Source organism: Achromobacter pestifer, assembly GCF_013267355.1.
In the GTDB taxonomy this organism is placed as follows: domain Bacteria; phylum Pseudomonadota; class Gammaproteobacteria; order Burkholderiales; family Burkholderiaceae_B; genus Achromobacter; species Achromobacter pestifer_A.
In genome coordinates this window covers 6,163,717-6,189,662 of record NZ_CP053985.1, presented here as the reverse complement: position 1 = coordinate 6,189,662, position 25,946 = coordinate 6,163,717, and the positions used below count along the sequence as shown (strand labels likewise).

The window sequence follows — 25,946 nt, the reverse complement described above, 5'->3', positions numbered from 1 at the left end:
TCAGGACTACATCAACCGGCCTGAGGCGACTCCTGCCTGATCGGACTGGCGTGCACCTGATCGATGCGCAGGCCATCGCGCCGGGTAACCTCGAAGCGCCAGTCGCGCCACGCGATCGCGTCGCCGGCTTCAGGAATCCGTCCGCTCGCGCGCAACAGGCACCCCGCCAGGGTGGCGTCCGGATACTCGTCGGCCAGGTCCGGCGCTGCCAGCAGGCGCGCCGCTTCCGCGACCGCCAGGCGCCCTTCCAGCAGCCAGGAGCCATCGGCCAACTGCAAGGCTTCGGGCTGGTCTTCCTGGTGCTCCGGCAAGTCGCCGGCAACGGCGGTCAGCACGTCCATGGGGGTGATCAGGCCCTCGCACACGCCGTGTTCGTCGACCACGATCAGCATGTGGTCGCGCGAGGCGCGCAGCTCGTCCAGCACCTTCAGCACCGGCATGGTTTCCATCACATAGCGCGGCTCGCGCGCCAGCTCCACCAGGTCGATCGGGCCCGGGTTCTGCAACAGCGGCAACAAGTCCTTGAAGTGCAGCACGCCCAGCACATTGGACGGATCGCCCGCGCACAGCGGCAGGCGCGAGTGGCCGCTGCCGAACTTGCGCACGATGCTCTCAGGCGTATCGGCCACGTCCAGCCAGATCATGTCGCCGCGCGGCACCATGATGGAGCGGACGTCCCGCCCGCCGATGGACAGCACGCGTTCAATCATGGTGCTTTCCTCGGGCGCAAAAGCCGGTTCGCCGTCCGCGCCGTCGACCAGCGCGGCCACCTCGTCGGCCTGGCCGGAGGCATGCCCCGCGCGGCCGGCGCGCAGCAGGCGCAGCACGGCCTGCGCCGTGCGCTGGCGGCGGCCCAGGGCGTGCGTGCCCTTGACGCGATTACGGCGCGCCAGCTGGTTGCACAGTTCGATCAAGATCGAGAAACCGATGGCGGCGTACAGATAACCCTTGGGCACATGGAAGCCCAGGCCTTCGGCCACCAGGCTGAAGCCGATCATCAGCAACAAGCCCAGGCACAGGATCACCACTGTCGGGTGGCGGCCCACAAAGGCCATCAGCGGGCGGCTGGCCAGCATCATCACGGCCATGGCCACGATCACCGCGATCATCATGATGCTGAGATCCTGCACCATGCCCACGGCGGTAATCACCGAATCCAGCGAGAACACCGCGTCCAGCACCACGATCTGCAGGATCACCTGCCAGAACACGGCATGCTGCGGCTTCTGGCCCTGGTCGTGGCTGGCACTGCCTTCCACCCGCTCATGCAGCTCCATGGTGCCCTTGAAGAGCAGGAACAGGCCGCCCAGGATCAGGATCAGGTCGCGTCCCGAAATCTCCGCGCCCAGCAGCGTGAACATGGGCTCGGTCAAGGTGACCACCCACGCGATACTCGCCAGGAGGCCCAGGCGCATGACCATCGCCAGCGTCAGGCCGATCAAGCGGGCGCGGTTACGCTGTTCCGGCGGCAGCTTGTCGGCCAGGATGGCGATGAACACCAGGTTGTCGATACCCAGCACAATTTCAAGCACGACCAGGGTCGCCAGGCCCAGCCAGGCGGTGGGGTCGGACATCCAATCGAAAATCATCGAGATTCCATGCAAATCGGGACCGGACGCCACGCGGCGCCGGACAGGATCAAGGGAGATGCGCCGCGGACGCGGGCATGAGGCTCAAAACGGGCGCGGACGGCCCCGCAGGCGGCCGGCGGAGCGCGGCCGCCCAAGCGCGGCGTGGCCGCGGCGGCGAATGTGGAATCGGCTTGCGGGCTGCGTGCCCTGGCCGTGGCAGGAAGATGGGGCATCGGGCGCCGGCTAGCTTGCGGCGCCCTGCTAGAGGGTGGGTCTTCAGTCATAAGTGGCGGACGGCTCGGGCTGCCGGGGCAGCAAACGGATAGAGCGCCCGCCTTGCTCTCTTTCTTACGGGAAACTGAATACTACCTGAATCCAGTTTCTGACGCATCCGGATGGGCGCGCGCAGGACATGGCTGCTGGCGCACATTTTTGCGGGATTTTTACTGGTGTTTACCCTAGGCCGACGATATACTGCCGGCACCCTCAACTTACCAGAGATCAATGTGGACAACGACGGATGTAGTCGAAACACGACTGCAAGCGCCGCTTGACGCAGGATCCGCGGCCCTAGTCCGCGCCGGTCCTGCATAAAGCCAGGACCCGGCTCTCCGGCCCCATCCATACGGGACCGTCAGCCCTCTCCCTTACTGCTTGCCGACGCGATGCGTTGCGACTTGTCGCGCGCCTGCGCCCGGCCTGGCGGCGCATGCATGTGGATCTTCCACCGTACTCCCCCGCTAAGGAGACGATCATGCGCATCAAGCAATTCCTGCCTTTCCTGGACCGCAGCGGCGCAGCGCGCGCCGCACAACCGGCCGTGGCTGCGCCTAAGCCGGCCGCACCTAAGGCGGCCCCGCCCACCTACCAATTCACCATCGTGAGCGTGGCCGACACGCTCAACGCGCTGCGCAAGCAGCTGTACTACGAACTGCGCGATCTGGACCTGCGCGTGCTGGCGGTGCGCATATCGCGCGCCGAATCGGATCAGCTGGCGTCCACCGTCGTCACGCTGCATTGCCCGCCCCACCTGCGCAATCTGCTGGGCGCGGTGGCGCTGCGGCTCGGCCAGAGCCCGGACGTGCGCCGGGTGCACTGGGAATGCGAGTCCGGCGCGGCCATCGCCGTGCTGCCCGCCTGACATGAGCGCGGCCAGGAGGCTGTCATGAAAGATCCGTACAAAACCCTGATGATTGCGCGCGTCGTCCTGCTGGCGCTGATCTGGCTGGCGGGACTGCTGCTGGTCCTGGCCTCGGTCTGGCGCCTGCCCTGAGCGGCCCGCGCGCCCTTCCATAACATGCTGAAAAATCGAGAAGAAGATGAAGAATTTCGAAAACATCCAACTCATCACGCTGGCCAATACCCTGGTCAGCCTGCTGACCGCGTTCGTGCTGGGCTCCGTGGTCGGCTTTGAACGCCAGTTCCGCCAGCGCACGGCCGGCCTGCGCACCAATGTGCTGGTGGCGGTGGGCGCCGCCATCTTCGTGGACCTGGCATTCCGCGTGGGCGGCGCCGATGGCGGCTCGCGCGTCATTTCCTACGTGGTCTCGGGCGTGGGGTTCCTGGGCGCCGGCGCCATCATGCGCGAAGGCGGCAGCATCCGCGGCCTGAACACCGCCGCCACGCTGTGGGGCTCCGCCGCCATCGGCGCCTGCGCGGGCGCCTCGTTGATCCTGGAAGCAGTGGCCGCCACGGCCTTCGTGCTGGCGGCGAACACCTTGTTGCGGCCTGTCGTCAGCTATGTCAACCGCCAGCCGGTGGACTCGCAAACGACCGAGGTCACGACCGTGATACACGTGATCGCAAACGTGGAGCAGCGGCAGGCCGCCATGACGGTGCTGGAAGACGTGCTCGAAACCGAACAGCTGCCGCTGTCCGAACTGAAGATAGACCAATTCGGCGAGAACGAAGTCGAGATCGAGGCCGCGCTCAGCGAAGCCTCGGTCGACGAACTGGACCTGGATCGGGTGACTGCCAGCATCGCGGCGTCACCCGCCGTGCGCACCGCGTTCTGGGCGGCCCGCACGGTATAACGCCACCCGGCTCAGGCCGCCTGACGCAAAGCCACCGAGGCCGGATCCCAGCGCCGCCCAGGCACCGCGGCAAGCAAGGCTTGCGTGTACGGGTGCGCCGGCTGGCCGAAGACCTGGGCGCAGGCGCCCGCTTCCACCACCCGTCCGTTCTGCATCACCGCGATGTCGTCGCAGACCTGCGCGGCAACGCGCAGGTCGTGCGTGATGAAGAGGACGGACAGGCCCAATTGCTCGCGCAGCCGCGCCAGCAGCGCCAGCACCTGCGCCTGCACCGACACGTCCAGCGCCGACACCGGCTCGTCCGCGATCAGCACGCGCGGCCGCATGGCCAGCGCCCGCGCCAAGCCCACGCGCTGGCGCTGGCCGCCCGAGAACTCGTGCGGATAGCGCCGCAAGGCGTCCGGCGACAAGCCCACCAGTTCAAACAGTTCCTGGGCGCGCGCCAGCGCTACACGCCGGGGCGTGCCATGCACGATCGGGCCGCGCGCCACGATTTCACCCACGCGCTGGCGTGGATTCAAGGAACCATAGGGATCCTGGAACACCATCTGCACCCGCCGTGCATGCTCGCGCCGCGCCGCCGCGCCCTTGAGCGCCAGCGGCTCGCCGGCCAGCGTGATGCCGCCCGCGTCCGGCGGCGCCAGTCCCAGCAAGGCGCGCGCCAGCGTGGATTTGCCAGACCCGCTTTCGCCCACGATGCCCAGCGTGCCGCCTTCCTTCAGGGTCAGCGTCACGTCGTCCAGCGCCCGCGTCTCGCGGCCCGGGCGGCCGAACCAGCCGCGCTTGCGGTAGGTCTTGGACACGCCTTGCGCACGCAGGATGACCGGCGCGTCGTCCTGCACGCCAGGCCGGGGCGCGGCCGGCGCCAGCGGCGGCACCGCCGCGATCAGGGCGCGCGTGTAGGGATGCCGCGGATGTTCCAGTACCTGCTGCGCCGCGCCGCTTTCCACCAATACGCCGCGTTGCATCACCGCGACGCGGTCGGCGATCTCGGCGACCACGCCAAAGTCGTGCGTGATGAACAGCACGGCCGTGCCCTTGCGCCGCTGCAGGTCGTGGATCAGGTGCAGGATCTGCGCCTGGGTCGTCACGTCCAGCGCGGTGGTCGGTTCGTCCGCGATCAGCAAGGCCGGCTCCAGGGCCAGGGCCATGGCGATCATGGCGCGTTGGCGCTGGCCGCCCGACAGCTCATGCGGATACGCGCCCAGCGCCCGCAAGGGGTCCGGCAGGCGCACGGATTCCAGTAGATCCAGCGTGCGGCGCCGGATCTCGGCCCGCCCCAGCCGGGTATGGGTGCGGAACACTTCCGCGATCTGGTCGCCGATGGTGCGCAGCGGATTGAGCGCCGTCATCGGTTCCTGGAAGATCATGCCGATGCGCTGGCCGCGCAGCCGGCGCAAGGCCTCGGGCGCCAGCCGCAGCAGGTCCTGCCCTTCCCACAGCACCTGGCCGCCGCTTGCGCGCACGTCTTGAGGCAACAGCCCCAGGATCGCGCCGGCCGTCAGCGACTTGCCCGAACCGCTTTCGCCCACCACGCATACGATTTCGCCCGCGCTGATGGCCAGTGACAGGTCCTTCAGCGCATGCGGCCGGTCGGCGCCGGGCGGCAGGTCCACGGTCAGGTTCTGGATGCGCAGCAATTCGGTCATGATTCTTTCAGCCTGGATGGAATCCGCGGATGTTAGGCCGGGACATTCCAGCGGGGAAATGCCGATTGCTCATTTGCTCATTCGCTGCCGGCGCCCGCGCGCCAGGCGAGCCAGGATGCGCCCGTCACGGCTTGGGACTGAGCAGGTCCGACAAGGCATTGCCCAACTCCTTGACCGCGCCCGTCACGCCTTCGGCCGCGCCTTCCGCGCCCACGCCGATGGCGTGGCCGAAGCCTTGCGCCACCTGCGCCGCGAAGCCGCGCGTCACCGAGAACTTCGGATTATCGAGGTCACCCGCCAGGGTGAATTGGAAGCGCAGCGCACCGCTGTGGTCCTTCATGGCAGCGAGCACGGCCTTGCGCGGCAGCGAGAACAGCGAACCATCGCCGCTGAATTTCAGTCCGCGCAACGCCACCGTGCCCGAGGCGCGCAGCTCACGGCGGGCGATGGCGGTCTTCATGTCCAGGTCCATGGCGCCGCCGGCCAGCGAACTCGCGCCGTTGTCCGCCAGATACGGCGCGGCGTGGCGGATATCCATATTGCGCACCGACACCGTCATGTCCGCGTCCGTGCCGCCCACGACCAGCCAGCCCTGCGCGCGTACCGTGGCCTCCCCGTTCCGGTTGCCCTCGACCTTGCCGCTGAATTCCATGTCGCTGCGCGCCTGGGAGTCTGGCATCGCCACCGGATGCAGGCGCGCCTGGACCTCCGAGAAGGGTATGCGATGCGGCGGCTTCGCCACCGCGGCGTCCTCGAATTCGAGCCGCCCGCCACGCAATATCAGATCGCCCACCCGCACGGGCATGCCGCGGCGTGCGCCGCCTTCGCCACCGTCGCCCGCGCGCAAGGCGGCCTGCAGCGCGGGCGCAATATGCAGCTCGCCATCCGCGTCGCGCACCACCGCGAAGTCGAAGCCTTCGACCGTGATCGTCTTGAACGCGGCTTCCTTGCGCAGGAACGCTCTCCATTCGGGTTCGAGCACCACGCGCCGAGCCCGCGCGTCCGCCTGGCCGGCGACCCCTGCAACCGCCACGTCGGTCAGCACGACCCGGGTGAACCCGGCGCGCACCTCGCCCACCTGGCCACGCGGGCCCAGCATGCCGGCGATGCGCAGCTCGACGATGCGAGTGGCGGCGAATACCAGCACGACAAGCACCGCAGCCACCAGCGTCGTGATGGCGAAAATGCTTCCCCAAACCGACCGGCGGCGCGGCGCGGTTGCGTTCAAGCTCATTGTGGGCTCCGGAATTCAGGGGTCGGACCCGCCCATCCTCGGGGATACGCAGCCCGACAGCAATGGGCAAAAAGGACTAGCATGCCTGCCCCGCCCGGATACGCAGCGTTGGATCCCTCAGCGTCGGCAGCAAAGCGGACAAAAACGAACGGCCCAGGCCGCTGATCAAAGCGGCCTGGGCCATTTCGCGACAGCCTGGCCAGGCCGGCGGCGCCAGCCGTAGCGGGGCCATCAGCCAAGATCAGCGCGGCATCTTGCTTTGCTGTCCCGGAGCCTGCCCCGGCTGTTGCCGGTCTTTATCGGCATGCTGGCCGGATTGGTCGGGCTGCTGCCCGGGTTGATTGCGGTCCCTGGGGTTTTCCTGGGTCTGTTGCTTCTGCTGCTGCTTTTGCTGGTCGGGCTGGTTCTGATTGGGCATTGCAAGTCTCCTGGAAGACGGAAAAAGCTCCGCCATACCCACTACAGCAACCCGCGTGCCCAAACCCGCGCAGCCGTCACCGCCCGCAGTCTCGCGCACAGGGGGACGCAAGGACTGCCGGTAAAGTCCGGCCTGGTCGGTAAAAAATACGCTGGGCGCCCCGGCCCTATTGCGTGGTCGCGTGCCGCTTGCCGCGCGCCGACTGCGGTTCCTGCGCGGAAGCGTCGTAGGTGTCGAGCCAGGACGACGCATAGGCGGCGGGCGCGGCCAACGGTTCGCCTTGGTCGCGCTGCGTGCGCAGCCGCACCATCAACTCGTCCAGCGGCATGGGACGGCCCAGCGCGAAGCCCTGGCCGTAGCGGCAGCCGGCCGCCCGCAGGGCAGGAATGTCCGCCACGTTCTCGACGCCCTCGGCGACCACCCGGCGGCCCAGCCGGTTCGCCAGTTCCGCGGCGGTGCGCAGCACTTCGAAGGCGACCGCGCTGCGGCGCATGCGCGTGACGAAATACTGGTCGATCTTGACCTCGGACAGCGGCAGCGCCGACAGCAGTTTCAACGACGCGTGGCCGGTGCCGAAGTCGTCCAGGCTGACCTCGCAGCCGGCATTCTCGAGTTTCAGCAGCGTGGCGCGCAGCACGTCGAGTTCGCGGATGGGCTGGTCTTCCGTCAGTTCGACCCGCACCAGCGACGCGGGCAGCTCCGCCGCGTAGATGCGGTCCAGCAGGAAGTCGACCGCGGCCTCGTCCGACAAGGTGGAGGCCGGCGCGTTGATGGCCACGGGTATCGCGATGCCGGCGCGCCGCATCGTCAGCAGCATGTCTATGACCCGCAGGCAGACGCGCTCGAAAAGCACCTTGTCCAACCCCAGGCGGTTGACGGCCGGAATGAAGTCGGAGGGCATGATGATGCCCAGGCGGCGATGCCGCCAGCGTGCCAGCGCTTCGGCCGACACGATCCGGCCTGTCAGCAGGTCCACCTGCGGCTGCAACAGCATGCGCAGGCCATCCTTGCCGGTGATCATGGCGGCGATCTCGTCGTCGCTCGCCACCGAGTCTGTGGAAGCCTCGTGATTCGACGTCATGTCGACACTCCTTGCGCGCCCCTGGGTGAAAACCTGCGCTGTCCGGGCGCAGAATGAGGCACATTGGACTGAGTATTCCCAGCTACAGCGCTTTTTGTATGCCATTTCCAGACTTTCTTCCAGGCAATTCTGCGCCGCTGCGGCGGCAAAGTCACATATATGTATCCATACGTATTAAGCTGCTCGGATTCATGAATGGCGCCGGCTCTTCCGGCCCCGCCGCCGCCCTTGCTGAAATGCCTTGTCGACATGGTAGGGTTTGCGTCTTTCGCCCTGCCGGGCCCACCGCCGCTGCCGTATTCCTAGCGTGAAAAACCTGCTCTCCCGTTGGCGCGCCTCCCTGCGCAACGTCCTGTGGCTGGACGCCCTCCAAGCCGCGGCCATCAGCGCCGCGCCCGTCATCCTGGCCGTGCTGGCGCATGAACCGCGCCTGGGCTGGAGTGCCATCGCGGCGTTCTGGGCCTGCTTCGGCGATCCCGGCGGTCCGCTGCGCCAGCGCGCGGGCGCGATGCTGGCGCTGGGGCTGATAGGCGCGCTGTTCTGCTTCCTGGCCAGCGTCAGCGCGGCCCACCTGTGGTTGCTGCTGCCGCTGACCTTCGTGTGCTGCACCTTCGGCGGCCTGCTGCGCGTGCTGGGGCCGGCCGCGGCCATCGTCGGCACCCTGCTGTCCGCGGGCTTCGTGGTGGCGGCCGAATTGCCCGCCCCGACCTGGTCCGAAAGCCTGTCGTACACGCTGTTCTTCCTGGCCGGCGCGGCCTGGGCCATTCTGATGACGGCGCTGGTGTGGCGCAGGCGGCCGTGGAAGGACGCCACCCATGCGGTCGCGCACTGCTACCGCGGGCTGGCGGATTTCGCCGACGCGCTGGCCCGCATGTATTCCGGGCTGGCGCCGGCGGCCAGCCCCCAGGCCTGGAGCGCCGTCACGCGCCCGCAGCGCAGCGCCCAGCGCGCCGCGCTGGAAGCGGCCCGCACGCGCATCCGCGAAGTGCAGGACGCGCGGCCCTCGCGCCGCGCCCGCGCGCACCAGTTGCTGTACCTGCTGGACAATGCCGAGGACAGCTTCATCGCGTTGGTGGCCGCGGCCGACCTGCTGGAATCGAATGCGCCGCGCTGGCTGGGCCGCGGCGCCGGCGCCCATCTGTCGCACGCGCTGCACCGCTATGCCAGCCTGTGCAATGCCATCGCCAGCACGTCGGACGTCAATGACGCCAAGCAGGCGCAGTGCCTGCGCGAACGCCTGGCCCATTACAGCGCCGGTCTGCACGAGCTGCGTGGCGGCGCCTTGGCTCACGCGCCGGAACTGGCCACCATGGTGCCGGTGCTGGACCGCCTGCTGCACACGGCGCAAGCCGTCACCCAGTCCCTGTTTGACCAAGGCGACGCGCCCGCGACGCCCGCGCGCGACCGCATCACGGCCAGCCGCACGCAGGACGCCTGGCGCGCGTTGCGGCAGAACCTGAGCTTCGAATCCGACGCGTTCCGCCACGCGCTGCGCGTGGGCGTGGGCGCCACCATCGCGGTGGCGCTGTCCAAGACTTTCGCCGTCAACCACGGCTACTGGATGTCGCTGACGCTGGTCTTCATCCTGCAGCCCTACTTCGCGACCACCTGGCAGCGCACGCTGGAACGCGTCGGCGGCAGCGTGGCAGGCGCCATTGGCGCATCGCTGCTGGGGCTGTTCCTGAGCACGCCCCTGTCCGTGGCCCTGGCGGTGCTGCCCATCGCGTTGGGCACATTCGCCGCGCGCACGATCCATTACGCGCTGTTCACGTTCTTCCTGACTTCGCAGTTCGTGCTGGTCACCCACATCCAGCAGCCCGAGATCCAGGAGCCGATGCTGGCGGCCCTGCGCGCCTTCAACAGCGTGCTGGGCGGCATCCTGGCGCTGCTGGTGGGCTTCCTGGTCTGGCCCGAGAAGGAGCCGCGGCAACTGGCCGGCGCCCTCAGCCTGGCGCTGGAACGCCACGCGGCCTATGCGCGCGCCTTGCTGCGCGCCAAAAGCGGCGACGCCGGACAGGACATCGTGGCGCTGCGCCGCATGGCCTGCCTGTCGGCCGACAACGCGCAAGCCTCCTTGCAGCGGCTGCAACAGAACCCTGTGCATCGCGACCGCAATGTGGGCACGGCGGAAACCCTGCTGAACGCCATGCGCCGCGTCACGGCGGCGGGCACCGTGCTGGAAATACAGCCGGCCCTGCCTGCCGGATCGCCCGCGGCCCAGGCGCTCTCCGAGTACGGTCCGGCGCTGGCGCACGCGCTGCATCCGCAACAGCCCGCGCCAGGTTCCAGCGACCGCCAATTGGCCGTGCCGGCAGCGGTGGCCGCGGGCTATCCGGAGCTGGCCGGACCGCTGGACCGCATCGCGCAACAAGCGCGCCAATTGCGCCAGTTGCGCGAGCGCGTGGAACGGGCGCCGGCCGCGCCATAGCCCCGCCGTTTGCGCCGGCCCCGGCGAACTGCCGCGGGCTTGACGCGCATCAAGGGCAAAAAGGCCGGAAAGCGTAACCATATGCCCATGGCACGCTCAAACAAGGAGGCCTCCATGTACCGCCGCATTTCTGTCCACCTGGACCACGGATTCGACTGCAAACGCCGCATTGAAGCTGCCCTGGCCCTGGCCAAGCGCCACAAGGCCGAGCTGGTCGGCATCTACGCCAACGCCGCCCCGCCGCAGTATTACTACGGCGAGTCCGTGCTCATGTCGCGTTCGCTGGGCATCATCAAGGAATTGCAGGCGCAGAGCCGCGAGTCGGTGGAAACGGCCTTTCTGGAGGCCGCGGCCGAAGCGGACGTGCCCGCCTTCATGCGCGCGGGCACATCCTCGCCCAGCGAGACCGTGGCGCTGCTGGGCCGCACCACCGACCTGATCGTGGTCAGCCAGGAAAACCGCGAAGACGTCGAAGCCGCGCACGAGATCGAGTTCGTCGAGCAGACCCTGCTGACGGCGGGCCGGCCGGTGCTGGCGATTCCGTCCAGCGGCGAATTCCCAGTGATCGGCGACCGCGTGCTGTGCTGCTGGGACGGCAGCCGCGAGGCCGCCCGCGCGCTGGCCGATGCCGCGCCAATATTGCGCCTGGCCTCGCACATGACCGTGCTGACCATGAACGAAGGCGCCGCCGGCCCCAAGCACGAAGCGCCGTTCGAAGACCTGGCCTCCTATTGCGTGGCGCAAGGCATGCCGGCGCCGGATCACGTGCGCCGTGAAATCAAGGGCGTCGGCGTGGGCAGCACCATCCTGAACGCCGCCGCCGACCATAGCGCGGACCTGATCGTCATGGGCGCCTATGGCCACAGCAAGCTGCGCCAGTGGGCGCTGGGCGGCGCCACCGCGTCCCTCCTGAAGAGCATGACCGTGCCGGTCATGTTCTCGCACTAAGCCCGGCGTACCGGAGTCAGTACCGGCTTGCCGGCGAAGTGGGCCGTGGCGTTGTCCAGGAACAGCGCCACGGTGGCATGCACGGCTTCCGGCGAACGCCCCGCGCTATGCGGGGTCAGCACCACATTGTCGAGTCCGATGAGCGCCTGCGGCACCTCGGGCTCGCCGTCCACCACGTCCAGGCCCGCGCCCGCAATGCGGCGCTCGGCCAAGGCCGCGATCAGCGCCTGTGTGTCAACCACGCTGCCGCGCGCGATGTTCACCAGATAGCCTTCGGGCCCCAACGCTTCCAGCACCTGCGCGTCCACCAGATGGCGCGTGTCCGCCCCGCCCGGCGTCGCCACCACCAGGAAATCCGAGGCCGCGGCCAGGGCGCGCGGGCTGTCGAAATAGGCATAGCCCGATTGCGGGCGGACGCTGCGGCTGTAATAACCGACGCTCATGCCGAAGCCGTTGGCGCCGCGCCGCGCGATTTCCAGTCCAATGGTGCCCAGGCCCAGGATGCCCAGGCGCTTGCCCGTGACCTGCGGGCCCATGAAGCCGCTCCAATGGCCTTGGCGCACCGAGGCATCGGCTTGCGGCAGGCGCCGCGCCGCGCCCAGCAGCAGCGCCATGGCATGGTCCGCCACCGACACCGCGTTCGCGCCCGGACCGTGGGTCACGACGATCCCGTGTTCGGCCGCTGCGGCCAGATCGATATTTTCATACCCCACGCCCAGGGAGCAGACGATCTCCAGGGTGGGCATCGCCGCCATTTCCTGCGCGTACAGGCCAGTGGCGCCGCGCGTCAGCACGACGCGGATCTCAGCGCCGTGGTCGCGGATCGCCTGCGCGCGCGACTCGGCGGTGGGCGCAAAAATCGCGCGAAAGCCGCGCGCTTCGATTTCGGGCAGGTAGTCCTGCACGCTTTCTATCAAGACAAGCAAGGGGATGGTCATGTCGGGAATGCCGTGGATCGCGGGGCTGCACAAAAACCCGGCGATCTTACGCCTGGCCGGAAGCGCGCGCCACCCGCCGGTCCGCCAGATGGCCGCCCTGCTCCGCTACCGGCGCGCGAGCCGCCCGACACGGCCCGCGCGTCCACGACCTGGCGGGTCCTGCTACAACCGCCCAGTCAACAGCATCACGATCAGGACGATCAGCAATATGCCCAGTATGCCGCTGGGGAAATAACCCCAGCCACGGCTGTGGGGCCAGGCCGGCACGGCGCCGACCAGAAGCAGGATAAGGATAATCAGCAGGATGGTCGACATGGCGACTCCTCGGTTCTTGTTAGGGTCAGTGGAATGGCGCAGCCCAAGTCACGGGCTGGGTGGCGTGATTTCCTTGCCGGGCGGTGACAAGGGAGGCAGGTCGACGTCCGGCTCGTCGGTATCCGGATCCACAGGCAGATCCCCGGGCGGCGAGCCCGGCGGTATCGGATCAGGCTTGGGCGGAACGTGCAGGTAGTACGGGTACGCGATGTGCATAGCGGTCTCCGGGGGATAGTCCATGCATCCGTCAGCAAGCCGCGTGCCCGGCCCCGCGCGCGGCTTCTTGAGGCGTCGAGGCGTATGGTTTATCCGGTCTGCGCGGAACATCGACGCGAGAACGCGGCGGCAGTATCTTAGCGGTGTCTTCCGGCCGGCAGGGTCATCGCCGCGCGGCATCAAATTGCAAGCGGATGTGGCCTGGCTCCAGGCACGCCGGTTGCGGTGCGTACCGGGCACACACAAGGAGATGCAATGCGAGACCCAAATTTCGAGCAATGTGTGCAAGCCTGCTACGAATGCGCGGTCGCCTGCGATATCTGCGCCTCTGCCTGCCTGCACGAAAATCCGGCGTACATGCGGCGCTGCATCGCGCTATGCACCGATTGCGCCGCCGTCTGCCGGCTGTGCGCGGCCATGCTGGCGCGCGACGGCGAGTTCGCCCGTGCGCTGTGCACCTTGTGCGCGCTGATGTGCGACGCGGGTGCGCGCGAATGCTCGCCACACAAGGCAGAGCATTGCCAGGTCTGCGCGGGCGCATGCCTGAGCTGCACGCTGGCCTGCCGCGACATGCTGGAGGCCTGAAACCTCCCGATCCGCCGCGCGGCCGCCCGGGCCGGCCCGCGCAGGCGCAATTCCCGCCCGACAGCCAGGAGCTACCGATGGCATCCACCAACACCCCCCTGCCCTCCGACTTTCCGGAGAACGGCCCGGACAACCGCGGCGCGCACAGGCGTACACGGCACCCGGAAGCCTGGATCGACGATCTGGAAGCCACGCTCAGAGACGCCTCGGCGACCGATCTGGAGGCGCTCAAGGCGCGCCTGTCCGAGCAGTTGCACGCCACGCGGCGCAGCCTGCGCGACGCTTCCGATCATGCCGGCGACCTGATGCGGGAGACCATAGACTGCACCGAGGAATACATCCACGCGCGGCCATGGCAGGCGATCGGCCTGGTGGCCGGCGCGGCTTTCCTGTTCGGCGTGGTGGTGGGACGGCAGTAGTCCGGGCCGTGGAGCGCCGCAAGGCAATTCCACGCCCAACCAGGGGCTTTGAGCGTCTGCCGTGCCTGCCCTCAGCGCGCCGGCGCTATCGACGCGGGCGCCTCGCGCGACGCGGGCGAGACGGCTGGAGCTTCACCCTTCACAGCGGGCTGGATTTTGTCGGGGTCGGCGGGCGACGTGCCTTGCAGCTTGCGGCCCATTGCCAGATGTTCGGCCAGCGTGGGCAGCGCGCGCACCGCGAAATCGCGCACCTGCGGATCCTTGGACTCCCTCGCCGCAGTCTCGAACAGGCGGTTGGCAGTTGTGTGCCCGTCCACGGCCGCCTTTTCGATGTAGAGGGCATCGAAGTCCGCGCCGGACCTGTCAGCCAATTGTTCGAGGGTGCCACGGTCGGGCTCCGACGGTTTCGCAGGTAGCGTCACCTGCTTGCGCTTGGCCAAGGCCTTCAATTCAGCGTTCATCGCGCGGTGCTGCCCTATCATCTTCTCGGCGTATGCCTTGACGCCGCCGTTGCCAGCGCGTTTCTTCGCCAGCTCCGCGGCCTCTACCTCGAACATGCCCGAACCCGCCGCGGCCTGGAGGAATCGCGTCTCCGGCGCCGCCAGTTCCTGCGCTTGCACGCCACCCAGCACGCCCGGCGCGATCAGCAGACAAACCGCCACGATGCCGCACACCCATGTCACCTTCTTCATGTCTGCCTCCCGCAGCCTGGTACGCCATACGGCGCGGCGCCGCCGTTCCGTATGAGCGAAGAACCGGATTGACCATGCCGCAACGCAGCTACTTCGCGCCCGGGCGCTTGCCCGGATACTGGCCGCCTTCCTCGTACTCGGCGCCCTTGTCATTGGGCTTCTGATCCGATTCGCGCTTGGGCGCGGTGGGCGGTTTGCCAAAGCCCGGCTTGTCCGTCCCAAACTGCCCGCTGCGATGCGCGGCCTCGGTTTCCGTGCGCGGCGCATTGGCCTTGCCCGATTCCATGCCCGCCTTTTCCTTGTCTGTGCGCTTGGATTCCATGTTGATATCCCCTGGACTCGTTCAATGGATGCTTCCGGCGTGCGCATCGGCGCCGCCGACTGCAAAGGCTTGCGAGCAAGCGGCATGCCCGGCCGGCCCGGGAATGCCGCTTGCTTGCGCATCAGGCCAGGCCCGCGCGATGCCGGGTCCCATCCTAGGAGTCAGCCATGAATCTGTCCCGAGTCGTACTCCCCGCAGTCGCCCTGAGCCTCTCCGCCCTGACGTTCCAGGCGCAGGCGCAAACCACGCAGACAGGCGCCACCCCCGTGCGCAGCAACGAACAGATCGATGACCAGTACAAGCTGGACAAGAAGCGTTGCGACGTCATGAAGGGCAACCAGAAGGACGTCTGCCTACAGCAGGCCGAGGCCACCCGCGACAAGGCCCGGGCGGACGCCAAGGCAGGCAAGGAAAAAGCCGAGGCCTCGCATGACGCGGCCAAGGTGCGCAACGACGCCGACTACAAAGTCGGGAAGGAGAAATGCGACGGTATGTCCGGCAACGCCAAGGACGCCTGCATGGCCGACCTGAAAACGCGGTACGGCAAATGAAGTCAGGACCGGTCCTGTTTCCGGGCAAGCGGCACGGCTGGCGCAGCCGCAGCCGCGTCCGCCGCGGCGTATTCCTCAAGCCGGTTGTACAGCGTCTTGGGGCTGATGCCGAGCACCGCCGCGGCCTGCTTTTTGACGCCGTTGCAACGCTCCAGCGTCGCCAGGATCAGGCGCCGGTCCGCTTCCGCCAGCGTTTCTCCCACCGGCACGCTCACATGGCCACCGGCGCCCTCTCCGGCCGGCGACACCCGCGGCGTCAGCATGTCTGCCTCCAGCCTGTCGCCGTCCGCCATGATGAAAGCGCGGCGCACGTAATTCTTGAGTTCCCGCACATTGCCCGGCCATTCGTACTGCTGCAGCGCGTCCACCGCGCGCGGCGAGAATTCCTTGTTCTTGCCGGACTCTTGGTTCAATCCTTGCAGGAAGCGATCCGCGAGGAAGAGGATGTCGTCGCCGCGTTCGCGCAGCGCCGGGAGCTTGATCGGGAAGACGCTCAACCGGTAATAAAGGTCTTCGCGCAGCTTGCCTTCCCTGACCGCCTGCTCGGGATCGCGGTTGGTGGCGGCGACGATGCGGATATCGCAGGCGATCTCCCGATTGGTCCCCACCCGCATGAACTGCCCGGTCTCCAGGACCCGCAAAAGCTTGACCTGCAGATCCAGCGGCATTTCGGTTACTTCGTCCAGGAACAGCGTGCCGCCGTCGGCGCGCTCGAAGTAACCCTTGTGCTGGCGGTCCGCGCCGGTGAAGCTGCCGCGCTCATGGCCGAACATCTCGCTTTCGATCAGGTTCGGCGAGATCGCGCCGCAGTTCACCGCGATCAACGGGCGCTGGCGGCGCGCGCTGAGTTCATGGATGGCGTGCGCGGCCAACTCCTTGCCCGTGCCGCTTTCGCCGATCAACAGCGTTGTCACGTTGGTCGTGGCCACGCGTCCGATCTGCCGGTACAGGGCCTGCATGCAGGCCGACGCGCCGTACATCTTTCCATAGCGTCCCGGCTCTTCAAACGGCGCGCCCTGCAGGTCGCCACCCGCACTCGCGTTCACGCGGGCAAAAATCCCGTTCAAGCGTTCCATGCAAATCGGCTTGACCAGGTAATCCGTGGCCCCGAGACGCAGGGCCTGCACCGCATTGTCGACGGTGCCATGCCCCGTCATCACCACGACCTCCGCGCTGGCGGCAGCCTCGCTCTTGAAGATGTCCATGCCGCTGCCTTCGGGCAAACGGATGTCGGTCAGCACCAAGTCGGGCGCGTGCCGTTCCAGCTGGATCAGCGCGTCCTTGATGCTGGCCGCCAGGGCCACCGAGAAGCCGCTCTCACGGCCGATCTCGGCCAGGGTTTCGCGTATCGCGGGATCGTCATCGACGATCAGCAGATGGGGCATGCTGGCTCCCTATCGCGGATGTTGTGGTGAGTCGTTCAGCATAGCGATTGCGCGCGGGCCAGGGGCAACTGTTCGACACTTTCCATCAAGATTTTCGAATGCTTGCAAATCGTCGCATGCCGCCCTGCGTCAGCCCGCTAGCATGGGACAGACGCTCATGGCCCGGGGCGGGCCCAGGAATAAGCATGGCCAATCGCAGCAGCAACCCCGCGCGCGGATCGGCGACGGCGTCCCAGGACGTACTCATCGACGCGTCCGACCTGTCCCCCGTCATGCAAAAGCTCGGGGCCCAATTGCAATTGGCCGCGGCCACCGACGCCAGCGTCTTTATCGTGGGCGAAAGCGGAACCGGCAAGGAAATCGTGGCGCGCGCCATCCACGATGCCAGCGCACGCCGCGAACAGCCCTTTGTTGCCGTCAATTGCGGCGCCATCAGCGGCAGCCTGGCGCACGCGGAACTGTTCGGCCATGAAAAAGGCAGCTTCACCGGCGCCGTCGCGCAGAACGCCGGCTACTTCGAGTACGCCAGCGGCGGCACCCTGTTCCTGGACGAAGTGACCGAAATGCCGCCAGACCTGCAGGTCAACTTCCTGCGCGTGCTCGAGGCCGGCACGTACCAGCGCGTGGGGGGCTCCGACCTGCTGCGCGCGAATGTCCGCATCATCTGCGCCAGTAACCGCGACCCCTTTGCTTCGGTCGCGCAAGGCCGCCTGCGCCAGGACTTCCTGCACCGGCTCCTAGTCATTCCACTGCGCGTCCCCCCATTGCGCGAGCGAGGCGACGATGCCCTGGTGCTGGCGCACTGGTTCCTGGATACCTTGAACTCGGACAACGGCACGCAAAAGACCTTCTCTGCGCATATGCTGGAATCGATCTCGCTGCATGATTGGCCAGGCAATGTCCGCGAACTGCGCAACGCGGTGCAGCGCGCTTTCATCCTGGCCGACGGGGAACTCGAAACCGAGCTGCTGCCACGTTCCCGTGCGGCACCGCAGCCCGTGCTGCGCGACGGTGCGCTGACGTTGCCCATCGGCATGTCGCTGGGCCAGGCGCAGCGTGCATTCATCCTGGCGACGCTGGCGCATCACGCGGGCGACAAGCGCAGCGCCGCCGACAGCCTGGGCCTAAGTTTGAAGACGCTCTACAACCGGCTCGAGGACTATGAGAAGGATGGGCAGGACGGCGCCGGCTGCTGATCTCCGGACCCTGCAGCGGAGGTCGGGGAGCATTTCTTACCGCTTCCTTGTAATACTGAAGCAGCGCGTTCCACGCGATGGCCCCGCCCCGGCCCGTCACGGGACTTGGCACGGTCTTTGCTTGAGTTTCAGGATGGGTTGCCCGTCCGGCAGCCAGTGTCCAGGAGACTCGATTGGTCTACCCCACGCAAGAATTGCGCCTGCGCCAGCAGATGACGCTGGCGCCCCGCCTGCAGCAATCCGTCAAACTGCTGCAGATGACGGCGATGGAATTCACCACCGCGGTTGAACAGGCCCTGGCCAGCAATCCGTTCCTTGAGGATCCGGACGAGCAAGAAAGCGACCTGCCGCCCGCCGCGGACGGCTTTGCTCCCGCGGACCTGCCCTCGCCCGCGCCGCTGGAGCCCGCGGCGCAAACCGAGCTGCCGCCGCCTGACGCGCCGGCCTACTCAGGCGATTACCCCACGCGCGCCCAGGGCGACGGCGCGGACGGAGACCAGGGGCTGTGGGTAGCTGCGCGCTTGTCGATGAGCCAGCGCTTGTCGCAGGAGCTGGGCAATTATCCGTTGCAGGCGCGCGACCGCTTGCTCGCCGAGTACATCATCGACGCCTTGGACGACGACGGATACCTGCGCGCGCCGCTGTCCAGTTTATGGGGCGACGCGCCGCGCGGCGCGCAGCCGGTTCCCGATGAAGGCGAATGGATGACCGCGTTGCGCCTGGTCCAGCAGCTGGACGCCCCGGGCTTGGCCGCCCGCGACCTGAGCGAATGCCTGTCCCTGCAATTGGCGGCCTCGGCCGGCATCAGCGCCGACCTGCGCGCGCTGGCCTTGCGCATCGTGCAGCAGCAGCTCGACCGGCTGGCCCGCAACGACTGCGCCGGCCTGCGCCAGCAGTTAGGCTGCTCCGAGGACGCCTTGCGCGAGGCCTGCGCGCTGATCCGCAGCCTGGACCCGAAACCGGGCGGCCGCTATAGCGCCGAAGCGCCCGTCTATGTCGTGCCCGACGTGTTCGTGGACAAATGGCAATCGCGCTGGCGCGTGCTGCCCAACCGCAACGCCATGCCCCAGGCGCGGCTGCACCAGACCTATGCCGAACTGTTCCGGCGCGCCCACCTCGACGACCGCAGCCCCATGGCCCAGGAGCTTCAGGAAGCCCGCTGGCTGGTACGCAACGTTGAACAGCGCTATGTCACCATCCAGCGCGTGGCCGAAGCCATCGTCAAGCGCCAGCAGACCTTCTTCGAGTATGGCGACGTCGCCTTGCGGCCGCTGATGCTGCGCGAGGTGGCCGACGACCTGGACTTGCATGAATCCACGGTCTCGCGCGCCACTGTCGGCAAATACATGGTGACCCCACGCGGCGTGTTCGAATTCCGCCACTTCTTTTCACGCGAACTGGCCACCGATACCGGCGGTTCCTGCTCGGCCACGGCGGTACGCGCGCTGATCAAGGAAATGGTCGAGGCCGAGGACCCGGCGATGCCGCTATCGGACGTGGCCTTGACCCAGCAACTGGCCGCCAACGGAATACTGCTGGCGCGGCGCACGGTGTCGAAGTATCGGGGGCAATTGCGCATGCCGCCCGCGGAATTGCGCCGCCGCCATTAGGCCTGGCACCGCGCCCGCTTTGAAGCGAACTAGCGCTGGATGTCCTGGTCCGGCCTGCCCGGCGCGCTGTCCAGCATGCCCTGCACGCGCTCGGACAGCTTGTCCAGCTGAAAGGGTTTGACGATCAGTTCCAGACCCTGTTCCAGAAAGCCCTGGCCGCGCGCCGCGCTTTCGGCGTATCCGGTCATCAGCAAGACGGGCAGGCCGGGACGCGCCACGCGGGCGGCGTCGGCCAGTTGCCGGCCGTTGAGTCCCGGCAATCCGACATCGGTGACCAGCAGATCGATCCCGTGCGCGGACTGCAACAGCTCCAGCCCGGCCTCGCCGTCCACCGCGGTCAACACGTCCAGGCCGAGTTCGGACAGGCATTCGCGCACCATCTCGCGCACGTTCGCATCGTCTTCCACCACCAGTACGACTTCCTGGCGCGCCGCCCCGGGCGTGGCCGCCAAGGCGCGCTCGCCGTTCTGCATGCTTTCTGGCGCGCCATCGTGGCGCGGCAGGAACAGTCTGACCGTGGTGCCCTCGCCCACCGTGCTCTCCAGGCTGGCCGCGCCGCCAGCCTGCTTGGCGAAACCATAGATCATGGACAGGCCCAGGCCGGTGCCCTGGCCCATGGGCTTGGTCGTGAAGAACGGATCGAAAGCATGGGCCAACACATCCGGCGGCATGCCACAGCCGACGTCCGTCACTGACACCTCGACGTACTGTCCGGAATGCGTGCCCGCGCATAGCGCCAGCAATCTGTCGTCCGGCGCCACGTTGCGCGCGCCCACCGTCAGCGCGCCACCGTTCGGCATGGCATCGCAGGCATTGATCACCAGGTTCAGCATGGCGTTCTCGAACTGGTTCTTGTCGCAACAGACCGTCCACAGCTCCGGCTGCAGGTCCAGCCGCAAGGCCACGCGTTCGCCAGTGTAGCGGTGGAACAGGGCCACCATGGATTGCAGCGCGGAAGCCGCGCAGAACGGCTTGGGATCGATGGGCTGGCGGCGCGAAAAGGTCAGGAGCCGCTGCGTCAGGTGCGCTGCCCGGTTGGCGGAATCCATGGCTACGTCGACGAAGCGCAGCGCCTGTTCCGGCGCGCCCGCCGTGACCTTGCGCTGCACCAGGTAGAGCGCGCCCGAGATCCCCTGCAGCATATTGTTGAAATCATGGGCGATGCCGCCTGTCAGGCGCCCCACCGCTTCCATTTTCTGCGACTGCCGCAACGCATTCTCGGTGTCACGCAGCGCCTCGGCCTGCTGTTTCAGGTCGGTGTCGTCCCGGCCCGTCATGTACAGGCTGTCCTGCGCCCAGGACATGCTCCAGGTGATCCAGCAGTAGCCGCCATCGCGCTTGAGCAGGCGGTTTTCAAGATGCCTTGCGCCGGGGCGTGGCCCCATGTCACCGGAGGCCCAGCTCCAGGCCGCCAGCGTCGCCGCCAGATCGTCCGGATGAATCAGCTCGCACAGGTCCATCGACATGAACTGCTCGGGAGTCCAGCCCAGAATGGGGCGTACCGCGGGGTTGACGCTGACGAAGCGCCCTTGCCGGTCAACCGCCGCCAGCAGTTCGGGGGACAGGCGCCAGATCCGGTCCCGCTCCGCGATCGCGTCCTCGACGCGCTGCTCCAGCGTGCGCGCATACTGCGAGCGCTCGACCGCCCCGCACATGCGTTCGGCAACTTCCTCCATGAAAGCGATGTCGCTGGCCTTGGGCTTGCCGCCGGACGATGGGCATGCCAGCAAGGCGCCACCGTGCCGGCCCCAGCGCCGCAGCGGCACGACGATGGCCCAGGGACGGATCTCGCCACCAGCTTCTCCAAGCAACGGCGCCAGGTAGGCCGTACGGCCCTGGCGCAGCGCCGCATGGTAATCGTGGCCCAAGGCATCGAGCGCGTGCGGCGGCTGGCCCAGGCTTTCTCTTCCAGCGGGCCAGCGCGAGGAGATGACGGGGGCCCGGCCTTCGCCTTTCGCATCCAGCACCGCCACCTGGCCCAAGGCCAAATGCTGGCAGAGGCCCTCGCAGGCGGCCCGCTCGATGTCCTCCTGGCGGTGCAGCTCACGCATGCGGTCGCCCAATGCGCCCAGGTAATTCTTGCGGTGCTGCCCTTCCCATAATTCGGCTTCGGCCGTCTTGCGCGCCGTCACGTCCAGGAACAGCGCCATCATCCTGTCGACGCCGTCCCTGCGCGCTCGAGCCTCGTACCAGGCCTCCTTGGGCGCGGGCACCATGAACTCGAACTGGGTCGGCTCGCCGGTCTCGATGACCTGGGCGAACGTATCCATGATCTGGCCGGGCACGCCGGGAATCATCTCGCGCAGCGTATGGCCCAAGGTATCGCCTTCCTTCATGCCGGTCTGGCGTTCGAAGGCCGGGTTCACCTCCAGGAAGCGGAAATCGACGATGCGGCCGGCATCGTCGCGCAAGGCCTCGCTGAGAAAAAACGCTTCCTGCATGCCGGCGAACATGGCGCGCCAGCGTTCGCCGCTCTGGCGCAGCGCCAGCTCCGTCAGATGGCGTTCTATCGCCAGCGCGGCGCTGCGCGTCACCAGCGCGATCGCGTCGATATCGTGGGCCGAGGGCGAGCGCGCCACGGCGTAGTAATTGGAGAACACACCCAGCAGGCGGCCGTCGGGCGCCTTGATTGGCGTGGACCAGCAAGCCCTCAGGCCGTGCGACAAGGCCAGGTCGCGCCAGCGCGCCCAACCCGGATTCAAGGCGATGTCTTCCACGTAGACCGGACTGCCGGTGTAAGCCGCCTCGCCCCAGGACGCGCTGCCGGGGCCGATGGCGGCCTTATGCACCGCGGCGTTGTAAGCCGCCGGCAGACTGGGCGCGGCGCCATGCAGCAGGAAACCGCCGGATTCGTCCACCAGCGCGATGGAAGTGCGCAGTTCCACGCTGGATTGCGCCTCGATGGCATGCAGCACGTGCTCCAGCACCTCGGCCAGCGGCATGCCGGCGGCTATGCGCTGCAACATGATGCGCTCGTCCTCCAGGCGGGCAAGCGTGTCCGTCCAGGGTAGCGCCACTCGATCCCGCTTGGTCAGCATGTCGGCCCCCTTGCCCCTCGACTGTATTGCGGCAACGGCCGCGCAGCCGAAACGCTAGGTAACCCGACGCTACGGTTCCCGCGCGGGAACCCGGCGGATCAACCGTCCGTCTTCAGCGGCTCGCGTTCCAGCCGCAGCGCCTGCAAGGCTTCGGGCTTGTCGACCAGCACGCATTGCTTGCCAGTGCGGGAGCAATGGTCCTTGACGCGCCAGTAGGCGCCGTGGCTGACGCAACCGGTCTGGCAGATCACCAGGTCCGCGGCCACCAGGCTGGCTTCCAGCGTGTCGCCATCGGCATCCGCGCCGCCGTCATGGCCGAGATAGCGTCCGCCGGCCAGTTCGACCATCTTGCGCGTCAACGCCAGGGCCACGGCGTCCTCGCCCACGCACAGCACCGCTTTCTGGCGCAGCATGACCGCGGACGGCGCGGGACGCCAGGCCGGCGGCTCCGCCAGCGTCTCCAGTTCGCGCGCCGCGGCGCCAGCCCGCCCTTGCCAGGCCAGGCGCTCCCGCATGAGCGTCTGCACGCGTTCCATCAGTTGGGCGACGCTGCGGGCCAGCGCCACGCGCCTGGGCAGGCCGGGAATGGATGTCTCCAGCGCCTTGCGGTCTTCGCGCGCCCAGGCCAGCGCGGTGTCGCGCAGGATGACGGCCGCGCGCAGGCGCATGGCCTCGCTCTCCAGATACAGGATGCGCGCCGACTGGGCGGCCAGCAGCCGGCTGCAATGCGCCTGCGCCTGCCCGTAGGCGGCGAGCAGCGCGGCATGCTCGCGCTGCAGGTTCTGGCTGTCGGGGGAGAGAGGATTCATCGCGGCCCTCGGATCTGGATGGGGATGGCGCTCACCGAGCGTGCCGCAGATTATAAATGAGAATTACTTTCTTTTAGAAAATAGCTCTACGAGGCGCTGCCTCCCATGGCCGCAGACGCCGGCGCGCGGCCAGTACGACGGTACAGGCTCGCGCTGATGGCCAGCGCCAAGGCCAGCAGCGCGCCCGCCATTGCAGCCACCCCGGGCCATAGGCCCGTGGTCCAGAAGTGTCCGCCCAAGGCGCCGAGCACGCTGGACCCCACGTAGTACACCAGCAGATAGAGCGATGCCGCCAGCGCCTTGTAGCCGCGCGCCATCTGTCCGACCCAGCCGCTGGCGACCGCGTGCGCCGCGAAAAAACCGAAGGTGAACACGACGATCCCGGCAATCAGCAGCGGCAGCCAGTTGGACAGGGTCAGCAGCAGGCCCGCCAGCGCCAGTCCGGTGGCGGCCGACAGCATCGCGCCGCGCCCGTGGCGGTCGGCCAGGCGGCCGAACCAGGTCGACGCGAAGATCCCGACCAGATAGACCACGAAGATGAAGCCGATGAAAGTCTGGCTCAGCGAGAACGGCGGCAGCAGCAGGCGAAAGCCCACGTAGTTGTAGACCGTGACGAAGGCGCCCATCAACAGGCCGCCCAGCGCGAACAGCCCGCACAGAGGTCCGTTCGTCAGGTGCGAGGCGGCGCCTGCGCGCACATCGCCCCAGACGCCGGCCCAGCCCCTGCCCCGCTGCGGCGCGTGGCGGCGCGACGCGGGCAACAGCCAGACGAACAGCGCCGCCGCCACGATCCCCAACAGCCCCAGCGTGCCCAAGGCGGCGCGCCAGCCGTAGTGATCCGAGACCAGCCCGGTAATGACCCGGCCCGACAAGCCGCCGAAAGCGCTGCCGCCGATGTACAGGCCCATGGCGAAGCCCAGGGTGCCAGGCTCGACCTCTTCGGCCAGGTAGGCCATGGCGAGCGCGGGCACCCCGCCCATGGCCAGGCCTTGCAGTGCGCGCAACGCCAGCAGGCTGTGCCAGTCCGGCGCCGCGGCGGCGACGGTGCCCAGCACGGCGGACGCGAACAGCGACAGCGCCATGGCGCGCTTGCGCGGCACGGCTTGCGAGAACAGGCCCACGAAGAAGATGGCCAGCGCCAGAAAGCCGGTGCATAGCGACAACACCAGGCTGCTTTGGGCGGGCGACACGCCGAATGCGCGGGTGAACAGCGGCATCAGCGGCTGCACGCAGTACAGCAGCGAAAACGTGGAAAAGCCGGCCGCGAACAGCGCCCATTGGGCGCGCCGCAATCCGGGGGTGCCGCGGGCAAGGTGATCGGTGGGCGTGGAGACAGGGTCCGCCGGCGCGGACGCGGCGGTTGAAGAGGCGGGACAGGCGGAGGGGACAGACATCGGATTCTCGAAAGCAGCGGGCATGCAGCCCACGCCCTCAAGGTAGACTTTTCCCCTTCATATGTCCAATATATGAAACTCAAACCCACCATATTTAAAAACGATGGAACTGCGTCACCTGCGTTATTTCACCGCCGTCGCGGAAGAACTGCACTTCACGCGCGCCGCCGCCAGGCTGGGCATCGGCCAGCCGCCGCTCAGCCAGCAGATCCAGCAGCTCGAACGCGAGATCGGCACCCCGCTGTTCCTGCGCCTGCCCCGGGGCATCGCGCTGACGGAGGCCGGCGCCCAGTTCCTGGAGGACGCGCGCGCCATCCTCGCCAGCGCCGACCGCGCCATCGACATGGCGCGCCGGCTGGGGCGCGGGGAACGCGGGGCGATCACCGTGGGATTCACGGCTTCCGCGGTGTTCCACCCTTACCTGCCGCGGGCCATCCGCGCGTACCGTGACCGTTATCCCGATGTGCGAGTCACGCTCACGGAAAGCAACACGGTCACCCTGCTGCGCGGCCTGCGCGCCGGCGAAGTCGACGTGGCCTTCGTGCGCCCGCCCTACGTACTGGACCCGGAGTTCGAGTCGGAGCGTGTGCTGGACGAACCCATGCTGGTGGCGCTGCCCCCCGACCATGGGCTAAGCCGCAAGCGCAGCGTGCCCATCGCCGCGCTGGCGGACGAGGACTTCGTGCTGTATCCGCGTCCCATCGGCGCAGGCCTGTACGACGCGATCATGTCGGCCTGCCAGCGCGCGGGCTTCGTGCCGCGCGTCATCCAGGAAGCGCCGCAGATGGCGTCCATCGTCAGCCTGGTGGCGGCCGGCGTGGGCATTTCCATCGTACCGGCCGCGATGCGGCACATGGGTGCGCAAGGCATCGAGTACCGGCCCATCAAGGGCGACGCGCCGCATGCGTTGCTGGACATGGCCTACCGGCGCCACGACCGCTCGACCGCGGCAGGCAACGCCGTGGACATGCTGCGCGCGCTGGCCCATCCCTAGGTCGTGCCGCGGTATCGCCCTGTCGCGTTTGTCATTTTCTGTAAAACCAACGCCCGGGCCGCAATGTAAATTTGGCGCGCGCGGCGGTCCGTCCCTGCCCATGGACACGGCGCCGCGCGA

General features: G+C 67.9%; 24 protein-coding genes. 10 read left to right on the top strand and 14 right to left on the bottom strand.

Translation table 11 applies throughout. The annotated features are described in order from the left end of the window. Positions 1-11: 11 nt before the first annotated feature. Positions 12-1,589, bottom strand: a complete 1,578-nt coding sequence (locus tag FOC84_RS29240; RefSeq protein WP_173148453.1) for a TerC family protein — start codon at positions 1,587-1,589, stop codon at positions 12-14. Positions 1,590-2,325: 736 nt separating this feature from the next. Between FOC84_RS29240 and FOC84_RS29235 the strand changes: the two genes are divergently transcribed. Continuing rightward, positions 2,326-2,712 (top strand): hypothetical protein, encoded by a 387-nt coding sequence (locus FOC84_RS29235; protein WP_173148451.1) that lies wholly within the window; start codon positions 2,326-2,328, stop codon positions 2,710-2,712. Positions 2,713-2,890: 178 nt separating this feature from the next. Then, entirely contained in the window at positions 2,891-3,604 is a 714-nt protein-coding gene (locus tag FOC84_RS29230) for an MgtC/SapB family protein (protein ID WP_088140586.1), read from the top strand. An 11-nt stretch (positions 3,605-3,615) separates the two neighbouring features. Here the strand turns inward: FOC84_RS29230 and FOC84_RS29225 are convergent, their stop codons facing one another. The 4 genes from FOC84_RS29225 to FOC84_RS29210 all read right to left on the bottom strand — a co-directional run bounded on the left by FOC84_RS29225 (position 3,616) and on the right by FOC84_RS29210 (position 7,986). Continuing rightward, positions 3,616-5,253, bottom strand: a complete 1,638-nt coding sequence (locus FOC84_RS29225) for an ABC transporter ATP-binding protein (RefSeq protein ID WP_173148449.1) — start codon at positions 5,251-5,253, stop codon at positions 3,616-3,618. A 124-nt stretch (positions 5,254-5,377) separates the two neighbouring features. Further along, on the bottom strand, positions 5,378-6,487 hold the full coding sequence (locus FOC84_RS29220) for a DUF748 domain-containing protein (protein WP_173148447.1): 1,110 nt from the start codon (positions 6,485-6,487) through the stop codon (positions 5,378-5,380). 241 nt (positions 6,488-6,728) lie between these two features. Beyond that, a complete protein-coding gene (locus FOC84_RS29215) occupies positions 6,729-6,905 on the bottom strand; it encodes a hypothetical protein (RefSeq protein ID WP_173148445.1) in 177 nt (58 codons plus the stop codon). A gap of 166 nt (positions 6,906-7,071) precedes the next feature. Then, on the bottom strand, positions 7,072-7,986 hold the full coding sequence (locus FOC84_RS29210) for an EAL domain-containing protein (protein WP_173148443.1): 915 nt from the start codon (positions 7,984-7,986) through the stop codon (positions 7,072-7,074). 307 nt (positions 7,987-8,293) lie between these two features. Between FOC84_RS29210 and FOC84_RS29205 the strand changes: the two genes are divergently transcribed. Next, entirely contained in the window at positions 8,294-10,414 is a 2,121-nt protein-coding gene (locus FOC84_RS29205) for an FUSC family protein (protein ID WP_173148441.1), read from the top strand. Positions 10,415-10,528: 114 nt separating this feature from the next. After that, a complete protein-coding gene (locus FOC84_RS29200; RefSeq protein WP_173148439.1) occupies positions 10,529-11,362 on the top strand; it encodes a universal stress protein in 834 nt (277 codons plus the stop codon). Here the strand turns inward: FOC84_RS29200 and FOC84_RS29195 are convergent. The 3 genes from FOC84_RS29195 to FOC84_RS29185 all read right to left on the bottom strand — a co-directional run bounded on the left by FOC84_RS29195 (position 11,359) and on the right by FOC84_RS29185 (position 12,831). Beyond that, a complete protein-coding gene (locus FOC84_RS29195; protein WP_173148437.1) occupies positions 11,359-12,300 on the bottom strand; it encodes a 2-hydroxyacid dehydrogenase in 942 nt (313 codons plus the stop codon). The two genes, FOC84_RS29200 and FOC84_RS29195, sit on opposite strands and share 4 nt — an antisense overlap. Positions 12,301-12,462: 162 nt before the next feature. After that, positions 12,463-12,615, bottom strand: coding sequence for a DUF3309 family protein (locus FOC84_RS29190; RefSeq protein WP_173148436.1), 153 nt, complete (start codon positions 12,613-12,615; stop codon positions 12,463-12,465). 48 nt (positions 12,616-12,663) lie between these two features. Then, positions 12,664-12,831: a hypothetical protein gene (locus tag FOC84_RS29185; RefSeq protein WP_173148434.1), complete on the bottom strand. Its 168-nt coding sequence runs from the start codon at positions 12,829-12,831 to the stop codon at positions 12,664-12,666. A gap of 255 nt (positions 12,832-13,086) precedes the next feature. On the opposite strand from FOC84_RS29185, the gene FOC84_RS29180 reads away from it, so the two are divergent. Together FOC84_RS29180 and FOC84_RS29175 are read left to right on the top strand one after the other, a co-directional pair. Beyond that, positions 13,087-13,416, top strand: a complete 330-nt coding sequence (locus tag FOC84_RS29180; RefSeq protein WP_173148432.1) for a four-helix bundle copper-binding protein — start codon at positions 13,087-13,089, stop codon at positions 13,414-13,416. A 77-nt stretch (positions 13,417-13,493) separates the two neighbouring features. Next, complete coding sequence (locus FOC84_RS29175) at positions 13,494-13,835, top strand: DUF883 family protein (protein ID WP_173148430.1); 342 nt, start codon at positions 13,494-13,496, stop codon at positions 13,833-13,835. 71 nt (positions 13,836-13,906) lie between these two features. Here FOC84_RS29175 and FOC84_RS29170 read toward each other — a convergent pair whose 3' ends face one another. Continuing rightward, positions 13,907-14,527 (bottom strand): DUF4142 domain-containing protein, encoded by a 621-nt coding sequence (locus tag FOC84_RS29170; protein ID WP_173148428.1) that lies wholly within the window; start codon positions 14,525-14,527, stop codon positions 13,907-13,909. 88 nt (positions 14,528-14,615) lie between these two features. Further along, positions 14,616-14,849: a hypothetical protein gene (locus tag FOC84_RS29165; protein ID WP_173148426.1), complete on the bottom strand. Its 234-nt coding sequence runs from the start codon at positions 14,847-14,849 to the stop codon at positions 14,616-14,618. A 167-nt stretch (positions 14,850-15,016) separates the two neighbouring features. Here FOC84_RS29165 and FOC84_RS29160 point away from each other — a divergent pair, with 167 nt between their 5' ends. Next, positions 15,017-15,400: a hypothetical protein gene (locus FOC84_RS29160; protein WP_173148424.1), complete on the top strand. Its 384-nt coding sequence runs from the start codon at positions 15,017-15,019 to the stop codon at positions 15,398-15,400. A gap of 2 nt (positions 15,401-15,402) precedes the next feature. On the opposite strand, the gene FOC84_RS29155 is transcribed toward FOC84_RS29160, so the two are convergent. After that, complete coding sequence (locus tag FOC84_RS29155) at positions 15,403-16,785, bottom strand: sigma-54-dependent transcriptional regulator (protein ID WP_173148422.1); 1,383 nt, start codon at positions 16,783-16,785, stop codon at positions 15,403-15,405. A 272-nt stretch (positions 16,786-17,057) separates the two neighbouring features. On the opposite strand from FOC84_RS29155, the gene FOC84_RS29150 reads away from it, so the two are divergent. Beyond that, positions 17,058-17,981 carry a sigma-54 interaction domain-containing protein gene (locus FOC84_RS29150; protein WP_254242046.1) on the top strand — a complete coding sequence of 308 codons (924 nt, stop codon included), beginning with the start codon at positions 17,058-17,060 and terminating at the stop codon, positions 17,979-17,981. Positions 17,982-18,154: 173 nt separating this feature from the next. Then, positions 18,155-19,591: an RNA polymerase factor sigma-54 gene (locus FOC84_RS29145; RefSeq protein ID WP_173148418.1), complete on the top strand. Its 1,437-nt coding sequence runs from the start codon at positions 18,155-18,157 to the stop codon at positions 19,589-19,591. 29 nt (positions 19,592-19,620) lie between these two features. Here the strand turns inward: FOC84_RS29145 and FOC84_RS29140 are convergent, their stop codons facing one another. The 3 genes from FOC84_RS29140 to FOC84_RS29130 all read right to left on the bottom strand — a co-directional run bounded on the left by FOC84_RS29140 (position 19,621) and on the right by FOC84_RS29130 (position 24,832). Continuing rightward, entirely contained in the window at positions 19,621-22,629 is a 3,009-nt protein-coding gene (locus FOC84_RS29140; RefSeq protein WP_173148416.1) for a GAF domain-containing protein, read from the bottom strand. A 98-nt stretch (positions 22,630-22,727) separates the two neighbouring features. Continuing rightward, on the bottom strand, positions 22,728-23,438 hold the full coding sequence (locus FOC84_RS29135) for a DUF2325 domain-containing protein (RefSeq protein ID WP_173148414.1): 711 nt from the start codon (positions 23,436-23,438) through the stop codon (positions 22,728-22,730). Between the two features lie 86 nt (positions 23,439-23,524). Beyond that, entirely contained in the window at positions 23,525-24,832 is a 1,308-nt protein-coding gene (locus tag FOC84_RS29130) for an MFS transporter (protein ID WP_173148412.1), read from the bottom strand. Positions 24,833-24,935: 103 nt separating this feature from the next. On the opposite strand from FOC84_RS29130, the gene FOC84_RS29125 reads away from it, so the two are divergent. Then, positions 24,936-25,826 (top strand): LysR family transcriptional regulator, encoded by an 891-nt coding sequence (locus FOC84_RS29125; RefSeq protein ID WP_173148410.1) that lies wholly within the window; start codon positions 24,936-24,938, stop codon positions 25,824-25,826. Positions 25,827-25,946 lie beyond the last annotated feature (120 nt).

What these genes read in the sequence shown, in the direction of transcription:
- FOC84_RS29240 (WP_173148453.1), bottom strand. Translation starts at nt 1,589, where the DNA reads ATGATTTTCGATTGGATGTCCGACCCCACCGCCTGGCTGGGCCTGGCG.
- FOC84_RS29235 (WP_173148451.1), top strand. Translation starts at nt 2,326, where the DNA reads ATGCGCATCAAGCAATTCCTGCCTTTCCTGGACCGCAGCGGCGCAGCG.
- FOC84_RS29230 (WP_088140586.1), top strand. Translation starts at nt 2,891, where the DNA reads ATGAAGAATTTCGAAAACATCCAACTCATCACGCTGGCCAATACCCTG.
- FOC84_RS29225 (WP_173148449.1), bottom strand. Translation starts at nt 5,253, where the DNA reads ATGACCGAATTGCTGCGCATCCAGAACCTGACCGTGGACCTGCCGCCC.
- FOC84_RS29220 (WP_173148447.1), bottom strand. Translation starts at nt 6,487, where the DNA reads ATGAGCTTGAACGCAACCGCGCCGCGCCGCCGGTCGGTTTGGGGAAGC.
- FOC84_RS29215 (WP_173148445.1), bottom strand. Translation starts at nt 6,905, where the DNA reads ATGCCCAATCAGAACCAGCCCGACCAGCAAAAGCAGCAGCAGAAGCAA.
- FOC84_RS29210 (WP_173148443.1), bottom strand. Translation starts at nt 7,986, where the DNA reads ATGACGTCGAATCACGAGGCTTCCACAGACTCGGTGGCGAGCGACGAC.
- FOC84_RS29200 (WP_173148439.1), top strand. Translation starts at nt 10,529, where the DNA reads ATGTACCGCCGCATTTCTGTCCACCTGGACCACGGATTCGACTGCAAA.
- FOC84_RS29195 (WP_173148437.1), bottom strand. Translation starts at nt 12,300, where the DNA reads ATGACCATCCCCTTGCTTGTCTTGATAGAAAGCGTGCAGGACTACCTG.
- FOC84_RS29190 (WP_173148436.1), bottom strand. Translation starts at nt 12,615, where the DNA reads ATGTCGACCATCCTGCTGATTATCCTTATCCTGCTTCTGGTCGGCGCC.
- FOC84_RS29185 (WP_173148434.1), bottom strand. Translation starts at nt 12,831, where the DNA reads ATGCACATCGCGTACCCGTACTACCTGCACGTTCCGCCCAAGCCTGAT.
- FOC84_RS29180 (WP_173148432.1), top strand. Translation starts at nt 13,087, where the DNA reads ATGCGAGACCCAAATTTCGAGCAATGTGTGCAAGCCTGCTACGAATGC.
- FOC84_RS29175 (WP_173148430.1), top strand. Translation starts at nt 13,494, where the DNA reads ATGGCATCCACCAACACCCCCCTGCCCTCCGACTTTCCGGAGAACGGC.
- FOC84_RS29170 (WP_173148428.1), bottom strand. Translation starts at nt 14,527, where the DNA reads ATGAAGAAGGTGACATGGGTGTGCGGCATCGTGGCGGTTTGTCTGCTG.
- FOC84_RS29165 (WP_173148426.1), bottom strand. Translation starts at nt 14,849, where the DNA reads ATGGAATCCAAGCGCACAGACAAGGAAAAGGCGGGCATGGAATCGGGC.
- FOC84_RS29160 (WP_173148424.1), top strand. Translation starts at nt 15,017, where the DNA reads ATGAATCTGTCCCGAGTCGTACTCCCCGCAGTCGCCCTGAGCCTCTCC.
- FOC84_RS29155 (WP_173148422.1), bottom strand. Translation starts at nt 16,785, where the DNA reads ATGCCCCATCTGCTGATCGTCGATGACGATCCCGCGATACGCGAAACC.
- FOC84_RS29150 (WP_254242046.1), top strand. Translation starts at nt 17,058, where the DNA reads ATGCAAAAGCTCGGGGCCCAATTGCAATTGGCCGCGGCCACCGACGCC.
- FOC84_RS29140 (WP_173148416.1), bottom strand. Translation starts at nt 22,629, where the DNA reads ATGCTGACCAAGCGGGATCGAGTGGCGCTACCCTGGACGGACACGCTT.
- FOC84_RS29135 (WP_173148414.1), bottom strand. Translation starts at nt 23,438, where the DNA reads ATGAATCCTCTCTCCCCCGACAGCCAGAACCTGCAGCGCGAGCATGCC.
- FOC84_RS29130 (WP_173148412.1), bottom strand. Translation starts at nt 24,832, where the DNA reads ATGTCTGTCCCCTCCGCCTGTCCCGCCTCTTCAACCGCCGCGTCCGCG.
- FOC84_RS29125 (WP_173148410.1), top strand. Translation starts at nt 24,936, where the DNA reads ATGGAACTGCGTCACCTGCGTTATTTCACCGCCGTCGCGGAAGAACTG.